The 16,048-nt window shown below is 64.3% G+C and carries 15 protein-coding genes; 6 read left to right on the top strand and 9 right to left on the bottom strand.

What is annotated here, in order from left to right:
* Window positions 1-2: 2 nt before the first annotated feature.
* The 4 genes from LQG66_RS28150 to LQG66_RS28135 all read right to left on the bottom strand — a co-directional run bounded on the left by LQG66_RS28150 (window position 3) and on the right by LQG66_RS28135 (window position 4,302).
* A complete protein-coding gene (locus tag LQG66_RS28150) occupies window positions 3-377 on the bottom strand; it encodes a DUF1850 domain-containing protein (protein WP_231319056.1) in 375 nt (124 codons plus the stop codon).
* The gene (locus tag LQG66_RS28145; RefSeq protein ID WP_231327983.1) at window positions 374-2,467 is read right to left on the bottom strand and encodes a TRAP transporter permease; all 2,094 of its coding nucleotides are present in this window, start codon (window positions 2,465-2,467) and stop codon (window positions 374-376) included. The genes LQG66_RS28150 and LQG66_RS28145 overlap by 4 nt, the downstream gene beginning before the upstream one ends.
* A gap of 138 nt (window positions 2,468-2,605) precedes the next feature.
* On the bottom strand, window positions 2,606-3,568 hold the full coding sequence (locus LQG66_RS28140) for a TAXI family TRAP transporter solute-binding subunit (RefSeq protein WP_231319054.1): 963 nt from the start codon (window positions 3,566-3,568) through the stop codon (window positions 2,606-2,608).
* 254 nt (window positions 3,569-3,822) lie between these two features.
* Window positions 3,823-4,302, bottom strand: a complete 480-nt coding sequence (locus tag LQG66_RS28135) for a hypothetical protein (RefSeq protein ID WP_231319052.1) — start codon at window positions 4,300-4,302, stop codon at window positions 3,823-3,825.
* A 174-nt stretch (window positions 4,303-4,476) separates the two neighbouring features.
* Between LQG66_RS28135 and LQG66_RS28130 the strand changes: the two genes are divergently transcribed.
* On the top strand, window positions 4,477-4,779 hold the full coding sequence (locus tag LQG66_RS28130; RefSeq protein WP_231319050.1) for a hypothetical protein: 303 nt from the start codon (window positions 4,477-4,479) through the stop codon (window positions 4,777-4,779).
* Window positions 4,780-4,797: 18 nt separating this feature from the next.
* Here LQG66_RS28130 and LQG66_RS28125 read toward each other — a convergent pair whose 3' ends face one another.
* Together LQG66_RS28125 and LQG66_RS28120 are read right to left on the bottom strand one after the other, a co-directional pair.
* Window positions 4,798-5,979 (bottom strand): hypothetical protein, encoded by a 1,182-nt coding sequence (locus LQG66_RS28125; RefSeq protein ID WP_231327982.1) that lies wholly within the window; start codon window positions 5,977-5,979, stop codon window positions 4,798-4,800.
* Between the two features lie 25 nt (window positions 5,980-6,004).
* On the bottom strand, window positions 6,005-6,634 hold the full coding sequence (locus LQG66_RS28120) for an NUDIX hydrolase (RefSeq protein WP_231319048.1): 630 nt from the start codon (window positions 6,632-6,634) through the stop codon (window positions 6,005-6,007).
* A gap of 77 nt (window positions 6,635-6,711) precedes the next feature.
* Between LQG66_RS28120 and LQG66_RS28115 the strand changes: the two genes are divergently transcribed.
* From LQG66_RS28115 to LQG66_RS28100, 4 genes are all read left to right on the top strand, one after another.
* The gene (locus tag LQG66_RS28115) at window positions 6,712-7,134 is read left to right on the top strand and encodes a PaaI family thioesterase (protein ID WP_231319046.1); all 423 of its coding nucleotides are present in this window, start codon (window positions 6,712-6,714) and stop codon (window positions 7,132-7,134) included.
* 199 nt (window positions 7,135-7,333) lie between these two features.
* On the top strand, window positions 7,334-8,389 hold the full coding sequence (locus LQG66_RS28110; RefSeq protein ID WP_231319043.1) for an aldo/keto reductase: 1,056 nt from the start codon (window positions 7,334-7,336) through the stop codon (window positions 8,387-8,389).
* Between the two features lie 81 nt (window positions 8,390-8,470).
* A complete protein-coding gene (locus LQG66_RS28105) occupies window positions 8,471-9,703 on the top strand; it encodes a restriction endonuclease (protein ID WP_231319040.1) in 1,233 nt (410 codons plus the stop codon).
* Between the two features lie 148 nt (window positions 9,704-9,851).
* Complete coding sequence (locus LQG66_RS28100; protein WP_231319033.1) at window positions 9,852-11,165, top strand: tetratricopeptide repeat protein; 1,314 nt, start codon at window positions 9,852-9,854, stop codon at window positions 11,163-11,165.
* A 6-nt stretch (window positions 11,166-11,171) separates the two neighbouring features.
* On the opposite strand, the gene LQG66_RS28095 is transcribed toward LQG66_RS28100, so the two are convergent.
* The 3 genes from LQG66_RS28095 to LQG66_RS28085 all read right to left on the bottom strand — a co-directional run bounded on the left by LQG66_RS28095 (window position 11,172) and on the right by LQG66_RS28085 (window position 14,855).
* Entirely contained in the window at window positions 11,172-12,137 is a 966-nt protein-coding gene (locus LQG66_RS28095) for an NAD(P)-dependent oxidoreductase (RefSeq protein WP_231319030.1), read from the bottom strand.
* A 121-nt stretch (window positions 12,138-12,258) separates the two neighbouring features.
* Window positions 12,259-13,416, bottom strand: a complete 1,158-nt coding sequence (locus LQG66_RS28090; RefSeq protein WP_256460584.1) for an IS481 family transposase — start codon at window positions 13,414-13,416, stop codon at window positions 12,259-12,261.
* A gap of 137 nt (window positions 13,417-13,553) precedes the next feature.
* Window positions 13,554-14,855, bottom strand: coding sequence for a M24 family metallopeptidase (locus LQG66_RS28085; RefSeq protein ID WP_231319020.1), 1,302 nt, complete (start codon window positions 14,853-14,855; stop codon window positions 13,554-13,556).
* A gap of 158 nt (window positions 14,856-15,013) precedes the next feature.
* On the opposite strand from LQG66_RS28085, the gene LQG66_RS28080 reads away from it, so the two are divergent.
* On the top strand, window positions 15,014-16,045 hold the full coding sequence (locus LQG66_RS28080; RefSeq protein WP_256460642.1) for a LacI family DNA-binding transcriptional regulator: 1,032 nt from the start codon (window positions 15,014-15,016) through the stop codon (window positions 16,043-16,045).
* The last annotated feature ends 3 nt before the right edge of the window (window positions 16,046-16,048 follow it).

The raw sequence follows: 16,048 nt of genomic DNA, 5'->3' as shown, positions 1-16,048 counted from the left end.
GGTTATTCGTTGCAGACGCTCATCGTGATCGTCGCGACGCCGATATCGTGACCGAAGATCTCCGAGAGCGTCCGGCATTGCCCGTCGCCACAGACCCGCCACTCGCCGGCCGCGCCGGAATTTGCGAGCACGAGCCGCGACAGCGGCGCGCGCTGCGGCTGCCACTGGAACCAGCCGTCGACCAGCCGCGCCTCCGGCGGCGGCTCCATGCCGGCACCCGAGCCTTTGACGCGCGCCTGCGCCAGTTCGAGACCATCCGGCGTGACACGCCAGTCCTCCTGCCACGCGGTCTTCTCGACCGAATGGCTCCAGGCCAGGGTGAAGCTGGCCAGGGCCAGCGCCTTCACGACACCGGCGGAAGCGAGGCAGAGGCTCAAGCGGACGCCACCACCGCAGCCGGCGGCCGCTGACGCCACTGCCAGGCGACGATCGCCAGTCCCAGCACGAAGCCCAGCAGGTCGCTGTAAGGGAATTCGCCGAGCAGGCAGACCGATGCGACGAACGCCAGGAGGCGCTCGATCACGGTCATGCGCGTGAACAGGAAACCGATCGCGACCATGCCGAACAGAGCAATCGAGGCGAGCGCCTTCACGCCCGCATACGCCACCGCGCCGAGGAAGCCGACCTGCGCCTCCATCGGATCCCCCGGCTGCAGCATCAGTGCCGGCGAATAAACGAAGAGGAAGGGGATGACATAGCCGGCGAGTGCGATCCGCATCGCCTCCCAGCCGATCTTGTCGGGGTTCTCCTTGGCGATCGGCGCCGCGGCCAGCGCCGCCAACGCCACCGGCGGCGAGAGGTCGGCCATGATGCCGTAGTAGAACGCGAACATGTGGCTCGCGATCAGCGGCACGCCGAGCTTGGCGAGCGCAGGTGCGGCCAGCGCCGCGGTGATGATGTAGGTCGGGATGGTCGGAATGCCGGTGCCGAGCAGGATCGACAGCAGCATCGTCATGATCAGCGCCGCGAACAGGCTGGTCTTGCCGAGGCCGATCACCCAGCTGCCGAAGATCGAGCCGACGCCGGTCTGCGTCATCATGCCGATGATGACGCCGACGATGGCGCAGGCCATGCCGACCGTCAGCGCCGACTTCGCACTCTCGGCCAGCGAATCGCGGCAGGCGTGCAACGTGCCCATGCCGCCGCGCACGAAGCCGGTGACGACGACGAGCGCGACGACGACGGCGGCGACGGGCACGATCTGCAGGCCGTTGCGCGAGAGCGCGCCGACCACGAGTGCCAGCCCGATCCAGAATACGTAGCGCAGCACCTGGTTGGAAAAGCCCATCGTGATCGAGGTGCCGAGGATCAGCGCCACCGTGAGCGCGAGGCCCATCGATCCCGCATAGAGCGGCGTGAAGCCTTCGAACAGCATATAGACCAGCGCCGCCAGCGGCAGCACGAGGTACCAGCGCTCGATCAGCGCCTTCCAGGCGCTGGGAATCTCCGACGGCTTCATGCCGGTCAGGCCATGCCTGCCGGCTTCCAGATGCACCATCCAGAAGGCCGAGGCGAAATAGAGGATGGCCGGGATCACGGCCGCCTTGACGATGACCGAGTAATCCACGCCGAGCGTCTCGGCCATGATGAAGGCCACCGCGCCCATCACCGGCGGCATGATCTGGCCGCCCATCGACGCCGTCGCTTCGACGCCGGCCGCGAAGGCGCGGCGATAGCCAAACCTGATCATCAGCGGGATCGTGAACTGGCCGACGGTGACGACGTTGGCGACGCCGGAGCCCGAGATCGTGCCCATCATGCCCGAGGCGAACACGGCGACCTTGGCCGGGCCGCCGCGGGTGCGGCCGAACAGACCCAGCGAGACGTCGGTGAACAGCTGGATCATGCCGGCATGTTCAAGGAACGAGCCGAACAGGATGAACAGGAAGATGTAGGTGGCCGAGACATAGATCGGCACGCCGTAGAAGCCTTCGGTGCCGAACGACAGATGGGTCACAATCTGATCGAAATCATAGCCACGATGGTTGAGCGGGGCCGGCAGATATTGGCCGAAGAACCAATAGAGCAAGCAGGCGCCGCACATCAGCGGCAGCGCAAGTCCCATCAGCCGGCGCGTGCCCTCGAAGATCAGCACGGCCAGCAGTGTTCCGACCACCAGATCGATCCGGGTCGGATCACCGTCGCGCGCAATCAGGTCGGCATAGAAGATCCACTGATAGAGCCCGCACAGGAAGCCGACGGCGCCGATGGCCCAGCCGGCAATGCGTCCCGCATCGGTCTTGGCGGTGAAATTGCCGATCAGGCCGAAGGTGAGCAGCAGCAGGAAGCCGACATGGACGCCGCGTACGACCTGGCTCGGCAGGTAGTTGAAGGCGGCAACATAGAGCTGGAACACGGCGAAAGCGAGCCCGATGCCGTAGGCGAGATAGCCCCAGCGGCCGGGACCGAAGCCCTCCGGAAAGCCGTGTTCGAAATTGTCGAACTCGACCTTCACAGGCGTTTCCATGTTCACGGCTTCGATCGTCATGATCCCCCCAAACGCGCCGCCATCAGGCACGGCCCACCATGGCCGTAGCCACCTTGAACAATAGCTGCGCGGAAGTGTCTCCCGCGCAGTCGATGGCGAACGACGCAGCCCGCGCCCTTACTTGATGACGCCCTTTTCCTTGTAATAGCGGATGGCGCCCGGATGCAGCGGCACCGGACTGTCCTGCGCCGCCGTCTCCAGCTTGATCTCCTTGCCGGCGGCATGCGCATTGGCGAGCTCGGGCAGGGAATCGAAGATCAGCTTGGTCATCTGATAGGCAAGGTCATCCGACACGGCCGAGCTGGTGACGAGGTAGTTGATCACGGCCGCGGTCGGCACGTCCTTGTCCTGGCCGGTATAGGTGTTGGCCGGGATGGTCGCCGCCACGAAGGGCGCGCCGATCTTCTCGACCACCTCCTTCGGGACTGACACCACGGTGATCGGCGACGACGTCGACAGATCCTTCAACGAGGCGACGCCGAGCCCGGCCGACTGAAGCGTCGCGCCGAGCTGCCGGTTCTTCATCAGATCGACTGACTCGGCGAACGGCAGATATTCGACCTTGCCGAGATCCTTGTAGCTCATGCCGGCGGCCGCGAGGATCGCGCGCGAGTTGAGCTCGGTGCCGGACTTGGGCGCGCCGACCGACAGGCTCTTGCCCTTCAGATCCGCCAGCGTCTTGATCCCGGACTCGGCGGTCGCGACGATCTGGATGTAGTTCGGATAGATCGCGCCGAGGGTGCGCAGCTTGTCCAGCTTGGACTTGAAGCCGGCCTCTTCCTCGCCGTTCCAGGCCGCTTTGAGAGAATCGCCGAGCGCAAACGCCAGCTCGCCGCGGCCCTGCTGCAGCAGGATCAGGTTCTCGACCGAGGCCTTGGTGGCCTGCACCTGGGTCTTCACGTTGGGGATCTTGTCACCGTAGATCTTCCCGATCGCGACGCCGAGCGGATAATAGACGCCGGACGTTCCGCCGGTCAGTACGTTGATGAAGCTCTGCGCCCGCGCCGCAGGGGCGGCCAGCAGGCAGGCGGCGGCCACGATCAGCCCGGTTGCAGCGCCAAAGGATTTTGAAAAACGCATTGGTCCTCCCATTGATTTTGCCGGCAAATTGGACGGATGCAGGCGCGCGGTCAACCCATCCAAAGGATTGGCGACCATGCCCGCCCGCCGGGCAGAGACCCGCCAGGACCGGAAAGCCTGCCGCACTTTCAACTTCACATTGACGGCCTCAGAGGCTTCGCGGACAAACGCACCCAGCCTCTGGTGCCGCTCCCCTGATGCCTCCGACCGCAGGCAGGCCGCTCACTGGCGAGGCGGCTCACTGGCAAGGCGGCTCACTGGAAGGTCATGTCGAGGCATTTGGAGATGTCCGAGCCCAGCCCGGATGAGATCGTGATGCAGCCTCGCACCTTCTGCTGGGTCTTGTCCGCCACCCAGATCGAATAGCCGCCATTGCCGAAGAAGGAATTGGTATTTGCCGGCTCGGTCTCGGTGGCGTCGAACTCGTAGCTCGAATCGGTATCGAACACCCGCGGCTTCTTGGCGCAGCCGCCGTCCGCCTGGACGTTGATGACTTCCTTGTTGTCCCGGGTGAGCGAGAGCGAGACCTGGCAGCGGAAATATTCCGACGTCTTGACGTTGAAGACGTAGGCATAGGATTTGCAGATGGCCGTGTTGAGCTTGCCGGCCGAGAGACCACGGCTGCAGGCGATCCGCTGGTTGTTGGACAGCTTGAATTCGTCGGCCCGGGCAGCGGACGCCAACGTCACCAGCGACACCGCCGAAACCAGACCGATCTTCGTGACGAGGTTCATCCGAATCATCCCCAGAGCGTCTTCTTTCAGTATGTTTCTAGACCACGCTGCACGATAATCGCGAGATGAGCGAATGGAAAATCCCCGAACGATCAGGCCCGCGATCGGACGGTGTTGATACCACAACGATGTTCGTGATTTGTTCAAGAGTCGATGATATTTTTGGAGAAGGACATGAAGAGCCCGGTTCTGAAAGCCTGTATTGCACTCGCAGCGCTGTGCGCGCTGACCGGCGTGACACTCGCGGCTCCGCCCGAGCCATGGGAGCTGAAACCCGACATGGGCTATGCCTATGGCAAGGACGGCAAGACGCTCGCCTACAAGATGGGCACGAAGAACGCCGACATGCTGCTGAAGGGCGCCAAGAAGGTGCCGAAGGGAACGCTGTTCTTCGTCGGTCAGAACGGCCAGCTCTACATCCGGACAGGACCCTATCTCGAGGGCGACGGCAACTTCTCGTTCGGCGCGGATGAGTGATGCCCGGCGAATGCGCTGTCAGAACGCCGCGGCCAGTTCCTTCGCACCGGCCAGGCTGCTCAGCGAATCCATCCGGGAATCGGTCACGGCCAGCAGCTTCGCAACCGTGTTGTGGCGAACGGCGACGGGATTGCGCTCGTAGCCGCCGCGCTGGAAGAAGTTCGCGGTCGGCACCTGCTCGCGCATGTCCATCGGCATCGTCACCATGTCGTAGCCGGTGCCGTCGCCGGTGAGATTCATCATCTCGAGCTCGGCCGCCGAGAGCGGCCGCGTATAGCCCTTGGTGCGCGCGAACACGACCGACGTCAGCAGCTTGTGGGTCTGCAGCATCGGACCGACATCGATGTCGAGCACCATCGCATGCATGGCCCAGCCCTGCTCCGTGTTGCCGATCTTCTCATGCGCCGACCAGTCGTCCGGCACCGAACGCGCGATCGCGACCATCTTCTTCAGCACCGCCAGCTTGTGCTCCATCGCCGCGCGGCCCGGACCGCTTGCCTGGGCGCTGCGTTCGCCGAGCAGACGGATGAACAGCGGGCCCTGCTCGGCCAACAGCTCGACGGTGTTGGTCGTGAGCAGCTGATTATAGCCGATCGCGGTCGAGATCGCGCGGTTACCCTTGAAGCCGGATTGCGAGTCGTGACGGCCGTTGCCGCCGGTCTCGAAGGCATAGACGCGCACCGCCTGCTCACGCGTGAGCCCGGCGGCGGCGGCGAACCGCGCATAGGCGCGCTTGAAATCGGTGTCGTTGGTTGGCCGCTGCGGCGACCATTGGAAATGCTCCTGCGCCGCCTTCAGGAGGTCGGCGACCACCGGAATGTATTTGCGCTCGCGCGGCTCGCCTTCAGGCTCCGGCTCGGGATTTACCGGCCGCTTCGGCCCGGTATAGACCGGCGGCTGCTCCAGCACATAGTCGTCCAGCCCGATCGGCTGCCGGTCGCGGCGCTTGGCATTGCGGATACGGCGCCTGTCGGAGATCGCCTTCCAATAGGCGCCGGCCTCCTGGTCGAATTCCGCGCGTGCCTGCTGGTATTCGGCAAGCCTGCGCCGGTACTCAGCGATCGCATCCGGCGAGGCCATCTGGGCCAGCGCTTCGCGCGGCGCTGTGGCCGAACCGGGTTCCGCGGCGAGCGATGGCGAGGCGCCCGAGACGACGCAGGCGAGGATCAGGGCAACCTTGCGAATCGGCTGATGCAGCATGCTGCCCTTGTAGCCGAAACGGTGGCTACTTCCAGGCAAACACCGGCTGTTCCAGATTGTGGACGCGGGTGTCGCGACCAGCCAGCACCTCGCGGAACTGATAGATCAGCGCCGCGGTGGGCGCGTGAATGATGCCCTCGCGGGCATGGAAACGAATCACGCGCCGCCTGCTCTCACGGATCGCAGTGAAGTCGAACGCATCATCCGCCGTGATCGCGTCCAGACCGATCCGGTGCACCGAGGTGACCTCGTCCGGATTCGGCCTGAGCGTATGACCATTGGCCGCCCACACGATGACGGGGGTAATCAGATAGCCGGACCGGGTCGGGTAATCGTCGAGCAGGCCCAGCACAGCGTCGGGCGCCAGGATCAACCCGAGCTCTTCCGCCAGCTCCCGCAAGGCGGCCTCGACCGGTGTTTCGCCGGCATCGCACCGCCCGCCCGGCAGCGCCCATTGCCCGCCATGACTGCGCAACCCCGCGGCACGCAGGGTCAGCAGCACCGCCGTGGCGCCGGTGTCGTGATCAGGGGCCAGCGCGATGGCCACCGCCGCCCGCTTGAGCGACGCCGTCGGCGCAGCCTCGTCCAGGCGCACGAAGCCGGCACAGCAGCTCTCGATTTTCCGCCTGGTGGCATCGTCGAACGGCATGGGCATGCAGCTTGACTACACCAGGCCGGCGACGGATGAAACGACCGCGTGCCGACGTGCGGCGACGGGAAAGGTGTCACCCTATGACGAAATCGGCCGCGGCCAGAATGAAGTCCGACGGCTGGGAGATCGTCGACACCTCCGGCTTCCTGCATCTGATCGGCCCGCTGTGGCAGCGCGTCGTCGATAACAGCCATGAATACGCCCTCGTGACCGAGGACAAGCATCATAACCGCCGCGGCCTGGTCCAGGGCGGCGTGATCATGACGCTGGCCGATCGCAGCTGTGGCATGACGGCGCGCTACGCCTCCGGCAAGGAGCAGATGGCGACCGTGCAGTTCGACACGCATTTCGTCGAATCCGGCAAGATCGGCGAGACCCTGGTGTCGCGCCCGCATGTGGTGCGGATCACCCGCAGCCTGGTGTTCATCACCACCGAGGTCACGGCCGCCAGCCGCGTGATCGCGATGGCGTCGGGCGTGTTCAAGATATTGAAGAGCGAGTAGGCATCACTCTCTCCGCCGTCATTGCGAGGAGCGAAGCGACGAAGCAATCCAAAGTCCCGCCGCGGACGCGATTCTGGATTGCTTCCGCCTTCGCCCGCCGGGCTTCGGCGGACATGTCGCTGCGCTCGCAATGACGCGCTGAGACGGCTATCGTGCCCCTGCATGTCCGTGCGCGGATATGGTCAGGAATGAGGCATTCATGAACTATCGCCAGCTCGGCCGCTCCGGCCTGAAGGTCTCCCCGATCTGCCTGGGGACGATGATGTTCGGCGGCCCCACCGACGAGGCGGCCTCGGGGCGCATCATCGCGAAGGCGCGCGACGCCGGCATCAACTTCATCGACACCGCCGATGCCTACAACAAGGGCGCATCGGAAGAGGTGGTCGGCCGCGCTATCGCCGGCGAACGCGACCGCTGGATCGTCGCGACCAAGCTCGCCAATCCGATGGGCGATGATCCCAACCGCGCCGGCCTGTCGCGGCGCTGGGTGCTGCAGGCGGCGGACGAGAGCCTGAAACGGCTCGGCACCGGCCACATCGACATCTACTACCTGCACAAGGAGGATCACGCGACGCCGCTGGAGGAGACCGTGCGCGCGATCGGCGATCTCCTGCGCGCCGGCAAGATCCGCTATTTCGGCGTCTCCAACTACCGCGCCTGGCGCGTCGCCGAAATCTGCAACATCTGCGACGCGATGGGCATCGACCGCCCGGTCGTCAGCCAGCCCTATTACAACGCGATGAACCGGATGCCCGAGGTCGAGCATCTGCCCGCCTGCGGCTATTACGGGCTGGGCGTCGTGCCCTACAGCCCGCTGGCACGTGGCGTGCTGACGGCGAAGTACAGCCCCGATGCACCGCCCGACAAGGAGACGCGCGCCGGCCGCAACGATACCAGGATGATGCAGACCGAATGGCGGCCGGAGTCGTTGCAGCTGGCGCAGGCGATCAAGCGCCACGCCGAGGCCAAGGGGTTTGCGCCGGGACAGTTCGCCGTGGCCTGGGTGCTGAACTCGGCCTTCATCAGCTCGGTCATCGCGGGGCCGCGCACCGAGGCGCAGTGGGACGACTACATCCGCGCGCTGGACTATCCCTTTGCCGCCGACGACGAGGCGCTGATCGATCGTCTGGTCGTCACCGGGCACGCCTCGACGCCTGGCTACAACGATCCGGCCTATCCGATCGAAGGCCGCAGGCCGCGGGCAAGCGAGAGCTCTTACCGGATGCAAAACAACAGCTTCAAGCGGAAGGAGTAAGATATGCCGAATAGATATTTATGAGGCGACGTGGCATGCTCCGAATCCTCAACTCAATCGATGCCGTGATTGGTGATGTCGATGACCGAGCCGACGTTGCCCGAACCCATTGTTCAGGCCCCCCTATATTCGCCCTTTTCCGAAATCGCTCATGCGATTCGGCTGCTCGAAGGCGAGCCCGTCCAACGGGTGCGCGATATGCTCAGCGCAATCGCGGCCCAAATGGGTAGCCCGCAGAACCCCGTAGACTGGTCGACCCCAGACTCTTGGATTGCCGAGCGCCTCGCTGGTGACCTCGAAGTTCTCGCACGGAAGATATGGGAAGGCAGCAATAAGGAATTAAATCCCCGCTACCTGAATGGCTGCTATCTGTTTATAAATCGCATGAACTTGTTGGATCAAGTTGATGGAATCTACAAATTGGGCGAGCGAGGAAGAAATTTCCTAGCACAAGACGAAGGACTTTTCCAGGAACTGGACGCAGCAGAAGGCATCCCAAAACTGCTATCGCTTGTTGCCGAGCGTTCACCCTGCAAGCGCGGAGATATTTTGCCGGCATGGTCAGATTATCTCAAAGCCGTATCCCAATTTTCTACTCCAAACACCTTCGCTGACACTCTCAGACGCCGGTTGATAGCGGCTGTGGAGCGCGGTCTAATTTCCCGAGAAGGCAACTTCTATGCGATCACTGATCTTGGTCTTCGATGGTTGAAAGGCTTTTCTACGCCTATTGACAGCACTCCAATTGCAGCCCCTTCGCCTAAACGCACCACGGTCGCCGAAGCCGCCCATGCGCACAACGAAGAGCAACTGTCTGCATTTCGAGCTCGTCTAATGCAACTCGAGCCAGTTCAATTCGAACATTTCGTCAAAGAGCTTCTTGATGCCATGGACTACGAGGATGTCCGCGTCACGAAGTTTAGTGGTGACAAGGGAGTTGACGTTGTTGCACGCGTACAATTTGGCATCACCGAGATTACTGAAGTCGTACAGGTAAAGAGAACGGAAGGCACAATAGTTCGACCAAAGATTGATGAACTCCGAGGAGCGCTACCTTATCATAAAGCCATCCGAGGAACCATCATCAGCCTTGGTAGCTTTGCAAAGGGCGCACAGGAAGGCGCCTTGTTTCCGGGCGCAGCACCGATAACGCTGATCGATGGAAAACGACTGCTAGACCTCTGCATTAAGCATCAGGTAGGAATTCGTCGTCGCCCCGTGGAAATCTATGAAATCGACGATTCATTTTTTCTGAAGAAGTTCAGTCGGGAAGATGTGGAGGAGGTTACGCCAATTCTCGATGAGACTGAGTAGCTGCTGTAGATCAGGATACCTTCTATGACGATGGATATCGATACTGCTGTGTTCAGACGTACGCCATTTCATCTAGACGCGCATCGAGAACGCTGGCTATGCCATCACTCCTATCTGATGCCTGATCGCAGGCCGCGCGTGGGGTGACATGGAGGAGGATCGCTACGGACTGCAATTGTCGACCGCCTCCGCCGAGGCCGCCGCGGCCTATCGCGAGGGCATCGATCTGCTGCTCGCCTTCTGGCCCGGCGCCACCGCCGCGTTCGAGCGGGCGATCATGCTCGATCCGGATTTCGCGCTGGCGCATGCCGGGCGCGCGCGCATTCACGCGATCTATCAGCAACGCGAGCCTGCGCTGCAGACGATCGGACGCGCGCGCAAGCTCGTCGCGACACGCGGCACCGCCCGCGAACAGAGCCATGTCGCGACGCTATCGCTCGCCATCGAGGGCCGCGGCGCGGAAGCGTTGACCGCGACGCTGGCGCATCTTGCGAACTGGCCGCGCGACGCGATGGTGATGGCGTTGCTGCTGGGCGCGTTCGGCCTGCTCGCGTTCTCCGGCCGCGCCGATCACGACACGGCGCGGCGCGATCTCTGCGACGGCTTTGCCGCCGCCTATGGCGAGGACTGGTGGTTCATGTCGAACCATGGCTGGGCGCTGACCGAGGCGGGCGAACTCGCGAAAGGCCGCGACATCACCACGCGCGCCTTCGCGCTGCGCCGGAACAACGCCTACGCCGTCCATGCGCTGCTGCACGCCATGTTCGAGGACGGCTCGGTGGACGAGGCCGATGCGCTCGTCACGGACTGGATCGGCGGCTACGATCGCGCCGGCATGCTGCACGGCCATATCTGCTGGCACCAGGCGCTCGGCGCACTGGACCGGGGCGATGCGGCGAAGGCGCTGGCGGTCTACACCGATGTGCTCCGGCCGGCGATGGACACGGCGCCGCCGCTCAACACGCTGTCCGACTGCGCCTCGCTGCTGTGGCGGCTGATGGCCGAAGAGCAGCCCATTCCACCCGACGCCTGGGCCGAGGTGTCGACCTATGCGCACAACCGTTTTGCCGGATCGACGCTGGCCTTCGCGGAGATGCACCTGGTGATGATCGCAGCGGCGATGCATGACAACGCCGGCCTCAAGGGGCGGCTCGCGGCCATGGAGCGGCGGCTGGCCGAAGGCAATCTTGCAGCCGGCCGCATCGTGCCGCACATGCTGCGAGCCCTGCGCGCGTTCGCTGAGGGCAATTGGCGCGGCTGCGCGCGCGAGCTTGCACCTGTCATCGGTGATCTCGCCCGCATCGGCGGCAGCCACGCGCAGCGCGCGGTGATCGAGGACACCTACATCCTGGCGCTGATCCGCAGCGGCGCATTGGCTCAAGCCCGTGACATGCTCGATGCCCGCCTGCACCGCCGCCCCTCCGCGCGCGATACGCGCTGGCGGGCGCTCACCGACACTTGAGACGGCCTACCCCTCCGTCTCCAGCCCGGTCGGCATCGGCACGTTCTCAGGATGCAGCTTGAGACCGGCGGCAAGCGCGACCGTCTCCAGCAGCGCCGCAAAATCCTTCTCCAGATAGGCGGCGGGATCGGTCTGCAGCGAGGCCGCGCCGACATGGGCCTGCAGCGCCTCGCGGGTCGCCGCCGTCACCGGCATCGCGACATCGAGCTGGCGCGCCGCCGACAGGCCGAGATCGAGATCCTTGCGCAGCAGCGGCGGCGTGAAGGTCGTGGTCCAGTCGAGATTGACCAGCGCGTTGCTCTTGTACCTGGTGAAGGTCGAGCCCATCACGCTCGCATTCATGAAGTTCAGGAAGGCGTGACGCGGCACGCCGGCCTTCTGCGCCAGGATCGTGATCTCGGCGAGGTTCTGGATCACGACGCCGAGGAACACGTTGTGCGCGATCTTGCAGATGCGCGCGAGCTCGCCCTCGCCGACATAGGACACCCCGGAAACGGCGATCTTGGCGAGGTACGGCTCGATGGCGTCGAACGCCGCCTTGGAGCCGGACACGACCGACGACAGCTTGCCTGCCTTGACGCATTTGCCGTTGCCCGACACCGGCGCGCGCACGAACTCGCAATCGAGCTGCTTCAGCTTTGCAGCGATCGCCTCCGACTGTTCGACGCCGATCGAGGAGCAGTCGACCAGAATCCTGGGACGCGGACCACGGCTCGCGGCGACCAGCCCGTTGTCGCCGAAATAGACCTGCTCGAGATCCTTGGCGGTCGACACCATCGTGAACACGATCTCGCGGGAGGCGAGATCGCTCGGACGGTCGACGATCACGCCGCCTTTCGCCGCAAGCGGCTCGGCCTTGGCGCGGGTGCGATTCCAGATCGCGACCTCGAGACCGGCCTTGAGCAGGCGCTCGGCCATCGGATAGCCCATGCGCCCCATGCCGATCCAGCCGAGCGAATGCGTCGCCGTCATTGTAGTCTCCTCACCCTACTTGTCACGACCCCGTCATTGCGAGGAGCGAAGCGACGAAGCAATCCAGAGTCAGGTTCGCCGCCCTGGATTGCTTCGCTTCTGTTCAGACCGGGCACATAGCTTACACCTGTTCGGAGACATAGTTGACACTTTTCGGGTCGCGCAAATCGATGGCTGCGATCTGATTTGCGGCAAAGAATATTCCGAACTTCCCGTCGCTACTGAGCGGGCGAATGGCGAGCCGCTCGCCACGAAAGGCTTGCGGCACTTTCCAGAGACGTCCCTTGAAGCTGACGTAGGCCTTCGTCGTAGAAACGGAACGGACGACCTCGCCCTCGTCGTACTCCACCGTTGGAAGGCGATCCGGCATCGTGCGCTGGCTGGGTCGATAGCGGCTTGCCGGCACATCGAAGTCCAACGCCTCGTGCGGCCGGTCGAGATTGTAGACGGCTCGCCATTCGTCGAGTGCCCGCTGGACATCGTCAAGGTCGCGGTAGCGCCTGAAGGCAAAGACCTCGGCCTTCAGGGTGCGATGGAAGCGTTCGTTCTTGCCCCGGCTCTGGGGATGGTAGGGGCGGCTGTGGATCGTTCGGATACCGAGCTTCAGAAGCCATACTGTCAGCGTGGTCCAGGGATCTTCAAGGGTGAAGCCCCAGGGGCCGCCGTTGTCGACGAACATCGCATCCGGCAGTCCGTAGCGGTGGAACGTCGTCTCCAGATGTCCTCGTACCGTCGAGCCTCGTTCGTTGTCACAAGCTGCCAGGCACAAGGAAAAGCGCGAGTGGTCGTCCAACGCCGTCAGCGGATGACAGGACACGCCGTTCTCCAGCGCGCTGTGCCCCTTGAAGTCCATTTGCCAAAGCTGATTGGGCGCATCCTTCTCGAACCGTTTGTAGGGCTGCCCAGGCGTGCCCGCAGGCTCCGTCACCCGATCGTAACGGCACAGGATATTGTGCACCGTCGATATCGCGGGAACGGCTTGCCCGTCGCGATCGAGACGACGCGCGAGCTTGCGCGCTCCCCAGGCTGGGTGAGCATCGCGCAATGCGACAATCTGCTGCTCAGTCGCAGCTGCGGTGCGCTCCGGACTGCGATGAGGCCGCCGCGACCGATCCGCCAGCGTTGTATCGCCGGCATCATGCCGCTGGATCCACTTGTAGCCGGTCTGAGCGCTGATGCCGAACTGCCGGCACAGCTTCCGCCGGTTCACTCCCTCCTGCTTGGCAAGCATCACAAACTCTCGTCGTTGGTCCATGACAGACACCTCTCGCCACGGCATCGCTCGCCCCTTTGCTTGACGAATCGAGCCGATTTTGACGTGTCAACCATGTCTCCGAACACCTGTCAGCCATGTCCCCGGGCTGAACACTTCGCTCGCAATGACAAAAAACCCCGACTACCTCACTGTCCTTACGCTCAATAACGGTTGGCGATCGGCAGTTCCTCAGCCGGAAACAGCGTGATCACCTGGCAGCCCTTGTCGGTGACCACGACCTCCTCCTCGATCCGCGCGGCGGAGAAGCCGTCGGTGGCGGGGCAGTAGGTTTCCAGCGCGAACACCATGCCGGTCTTGATCTCCATCGGGTTCTCCAGCGAGACCAGCCGTGAGATGATCGGACGCTCGTGCAGCGCGAGGCCAAGACCGTGGCCGAACTGCAGACCGAATGCCGCCATCTCGGACGGAAAGCCGAACTCTTCGGCCTTCGGCCAGACCTTGGCGACGGTGTCGGTGGAGACGCCCGGCTTGATCAGCGCGATGGCATTGTCGAGCCATTCGCGGCACTGCTTGTAGGCGTCGTGCTGCACCGGTGTGGCGCGGCCGATATTGAAGGTGCGGTAGTAGCAGGTGCGGTAGCCCTGATAGGACTGCAGGATGTCGAAGAAGGCCTGATCACCGGGACGCAAGATACGGTCGGTGAAATTGTGCGGATGCGGATTGCAGCGCTCGCCGGAGATGGCGTTGATCGCCTCGACGTCGTCGGAGCCCATCTCGTAGAGCATCTTGTTGGCGAGCGCGACGATGTCGTTCTCGCGCACGCCCGGCTTCAGGTTCTCGTAGATCGAGTGGTAGACGCCGTCGACCATGGCCGCGGCCTGGTTGAGCAGCATGATCTCGTCGATGTTCTTGATCTCGCGCGCGTCCAGCATGACCTGCTGGCCGTCGACCACCTTCATGCCGGCCTTCTGCAACTCGAAGAACATCGCGGTTTCCGCAAGGTCCACCCCGACCGGCATGTCGGCGACGCCGGCGGCGCGCAGCAGACTCATCACCTCCTCGGCATGCGCCTTCATCAGTCCGACGGCCGGCGGCACGGTGCCGCGCATCCCGAGCATGCCGGCGCGGCAATTCTCCGGCGCCAGCCAGTCGCAGAAGAGACGATGGTGCACGGCCGCCGAACCGAAATCCCACACGATCGGCTCGCCATCGCCCGCCAGCAGCGCGAACCGGCACAGCTTGTCACGCTCCCATTCGCCGATCTTGGTGCCGGAGACGTAGCGGATGTTGTTGACATCGAACAGCAGCAGCGCACCGTAGCCCGAGGCCTTCAGCGCCGCGCGGGCTCGCGCCAGCCGATAACGCCGCAACCGGTCGAAATCGACCCGGCGCTCGAAGTCGACGGAGACGTGGCCATGAGACGGGATCGCCCGCCCCCAGCGCCAATGCGGATCGAGATGCTCCGGGCTGACCAGATGCGGCTTCAGCGCGCTGGCTATCATGTGGACGTTTCCTTGCCGATTATTGCAATCGATTGCAGATCGGGATTTATTGCCATTGCGACAAGAGTGTCAAGGCAAGGCGCAGGCGAAAAGTCGCTGCGCCGCGGCATGACGGGGGCGGGATGAAGCGGACGGGACTGCGATCGGCCAAGGCGCGCATGGCGCCTCCGGCACGGCCGACGATCAAGGACATCGCCGCGCGCTGCGGCGTGCATCCTTCCACCGTATCGCGGGCGCTCAGCCCGGCGATGAAGCATCTCGTCGCGGCTGACGTCGCGAACCGGATTCAGGCGGCCGCCAACGCGCTGGGCTATCGGCTCAACATGGCGGCCAAGGGCCTGCGCACCGGGCGCAGCGGTCTGATCGGCGTGCTTGCGCCCGATATCGCCGACCCCGGCTTTCCGCCCGTCCTGTCCGGCATCGCCGATCATCTCCATGCGCAGGGTTATGCGACGATCGTGGCCGATGTCGGTAGCGAGGGCTCGGAGCAGGATCTCGTCGACCGGCTGATCGCCCATGGCGTCGACGGTCTCGTCCTGGCGACGGTGACGCTGGATGACGCGATCGTGACCCATTGCCTGGACAGCGCGCTGCCAGTCGTGCTGGTGAACCGGCTCGACCGCGGCGCGCGGCTGCCTTCGGTGGCCGGCGACGATGAGGGGGGCATGCGGCTTGCCGTCGATCACCTGGTTGCACTGGGTCACAAGCGCATCGGCCACGTCGCCGGACCACAGGAGATATCGACCGGCGCGCGGCGCCGGGCCGGCTTCGAGGCAAGCCTCAGGGAGGCCGGACTCGCGACGCGCAATGCCCTGGTCGAAACTGCCTCGGCCTATACGCGCGCGGCCGGACGCGAGGCAGCGCTACGCCTGCTCACGCGCAAGTCGCGGCCGACTGCGATCGTTGCCGCCAACGATCTGCTCGCACTCGGCGTCTATGATGCGCTGGCCACGCGCGGCCTCGCCTGCCCGGATGACGTATCGGTGGCCGGACATAACGACATGCCCTTCGTCGATATGGTCTCGCCGCCGCTCACGACGGTGCGGATCGCGCAGCGCGACATGGGCGAGGCGGCGGCACGCCTGCTGCTCGGCCGAATCGCCAATCCCGCCGGCTCGCGCGAGCATCTCATGCTGCCGCCGAGGCTGATCATACGCGGCTCGACGGCAGCGCCGCGCCCAGCCTCATGAGGC

Source organism: Bradyrhizobium ontarionense, from assembly GCF_021088345.1.
Taxonomy (GTDB): Bacteria; Pseudomonadota; Alphaproteobacteria; order Rhizobiales; family Xanthobacteraceae; genus Bradyrhizobium; species Bradyrhizobium ontarionense.
This window is presented reverse-complemented; position numbering and strand designations above follow the sequence as displayed.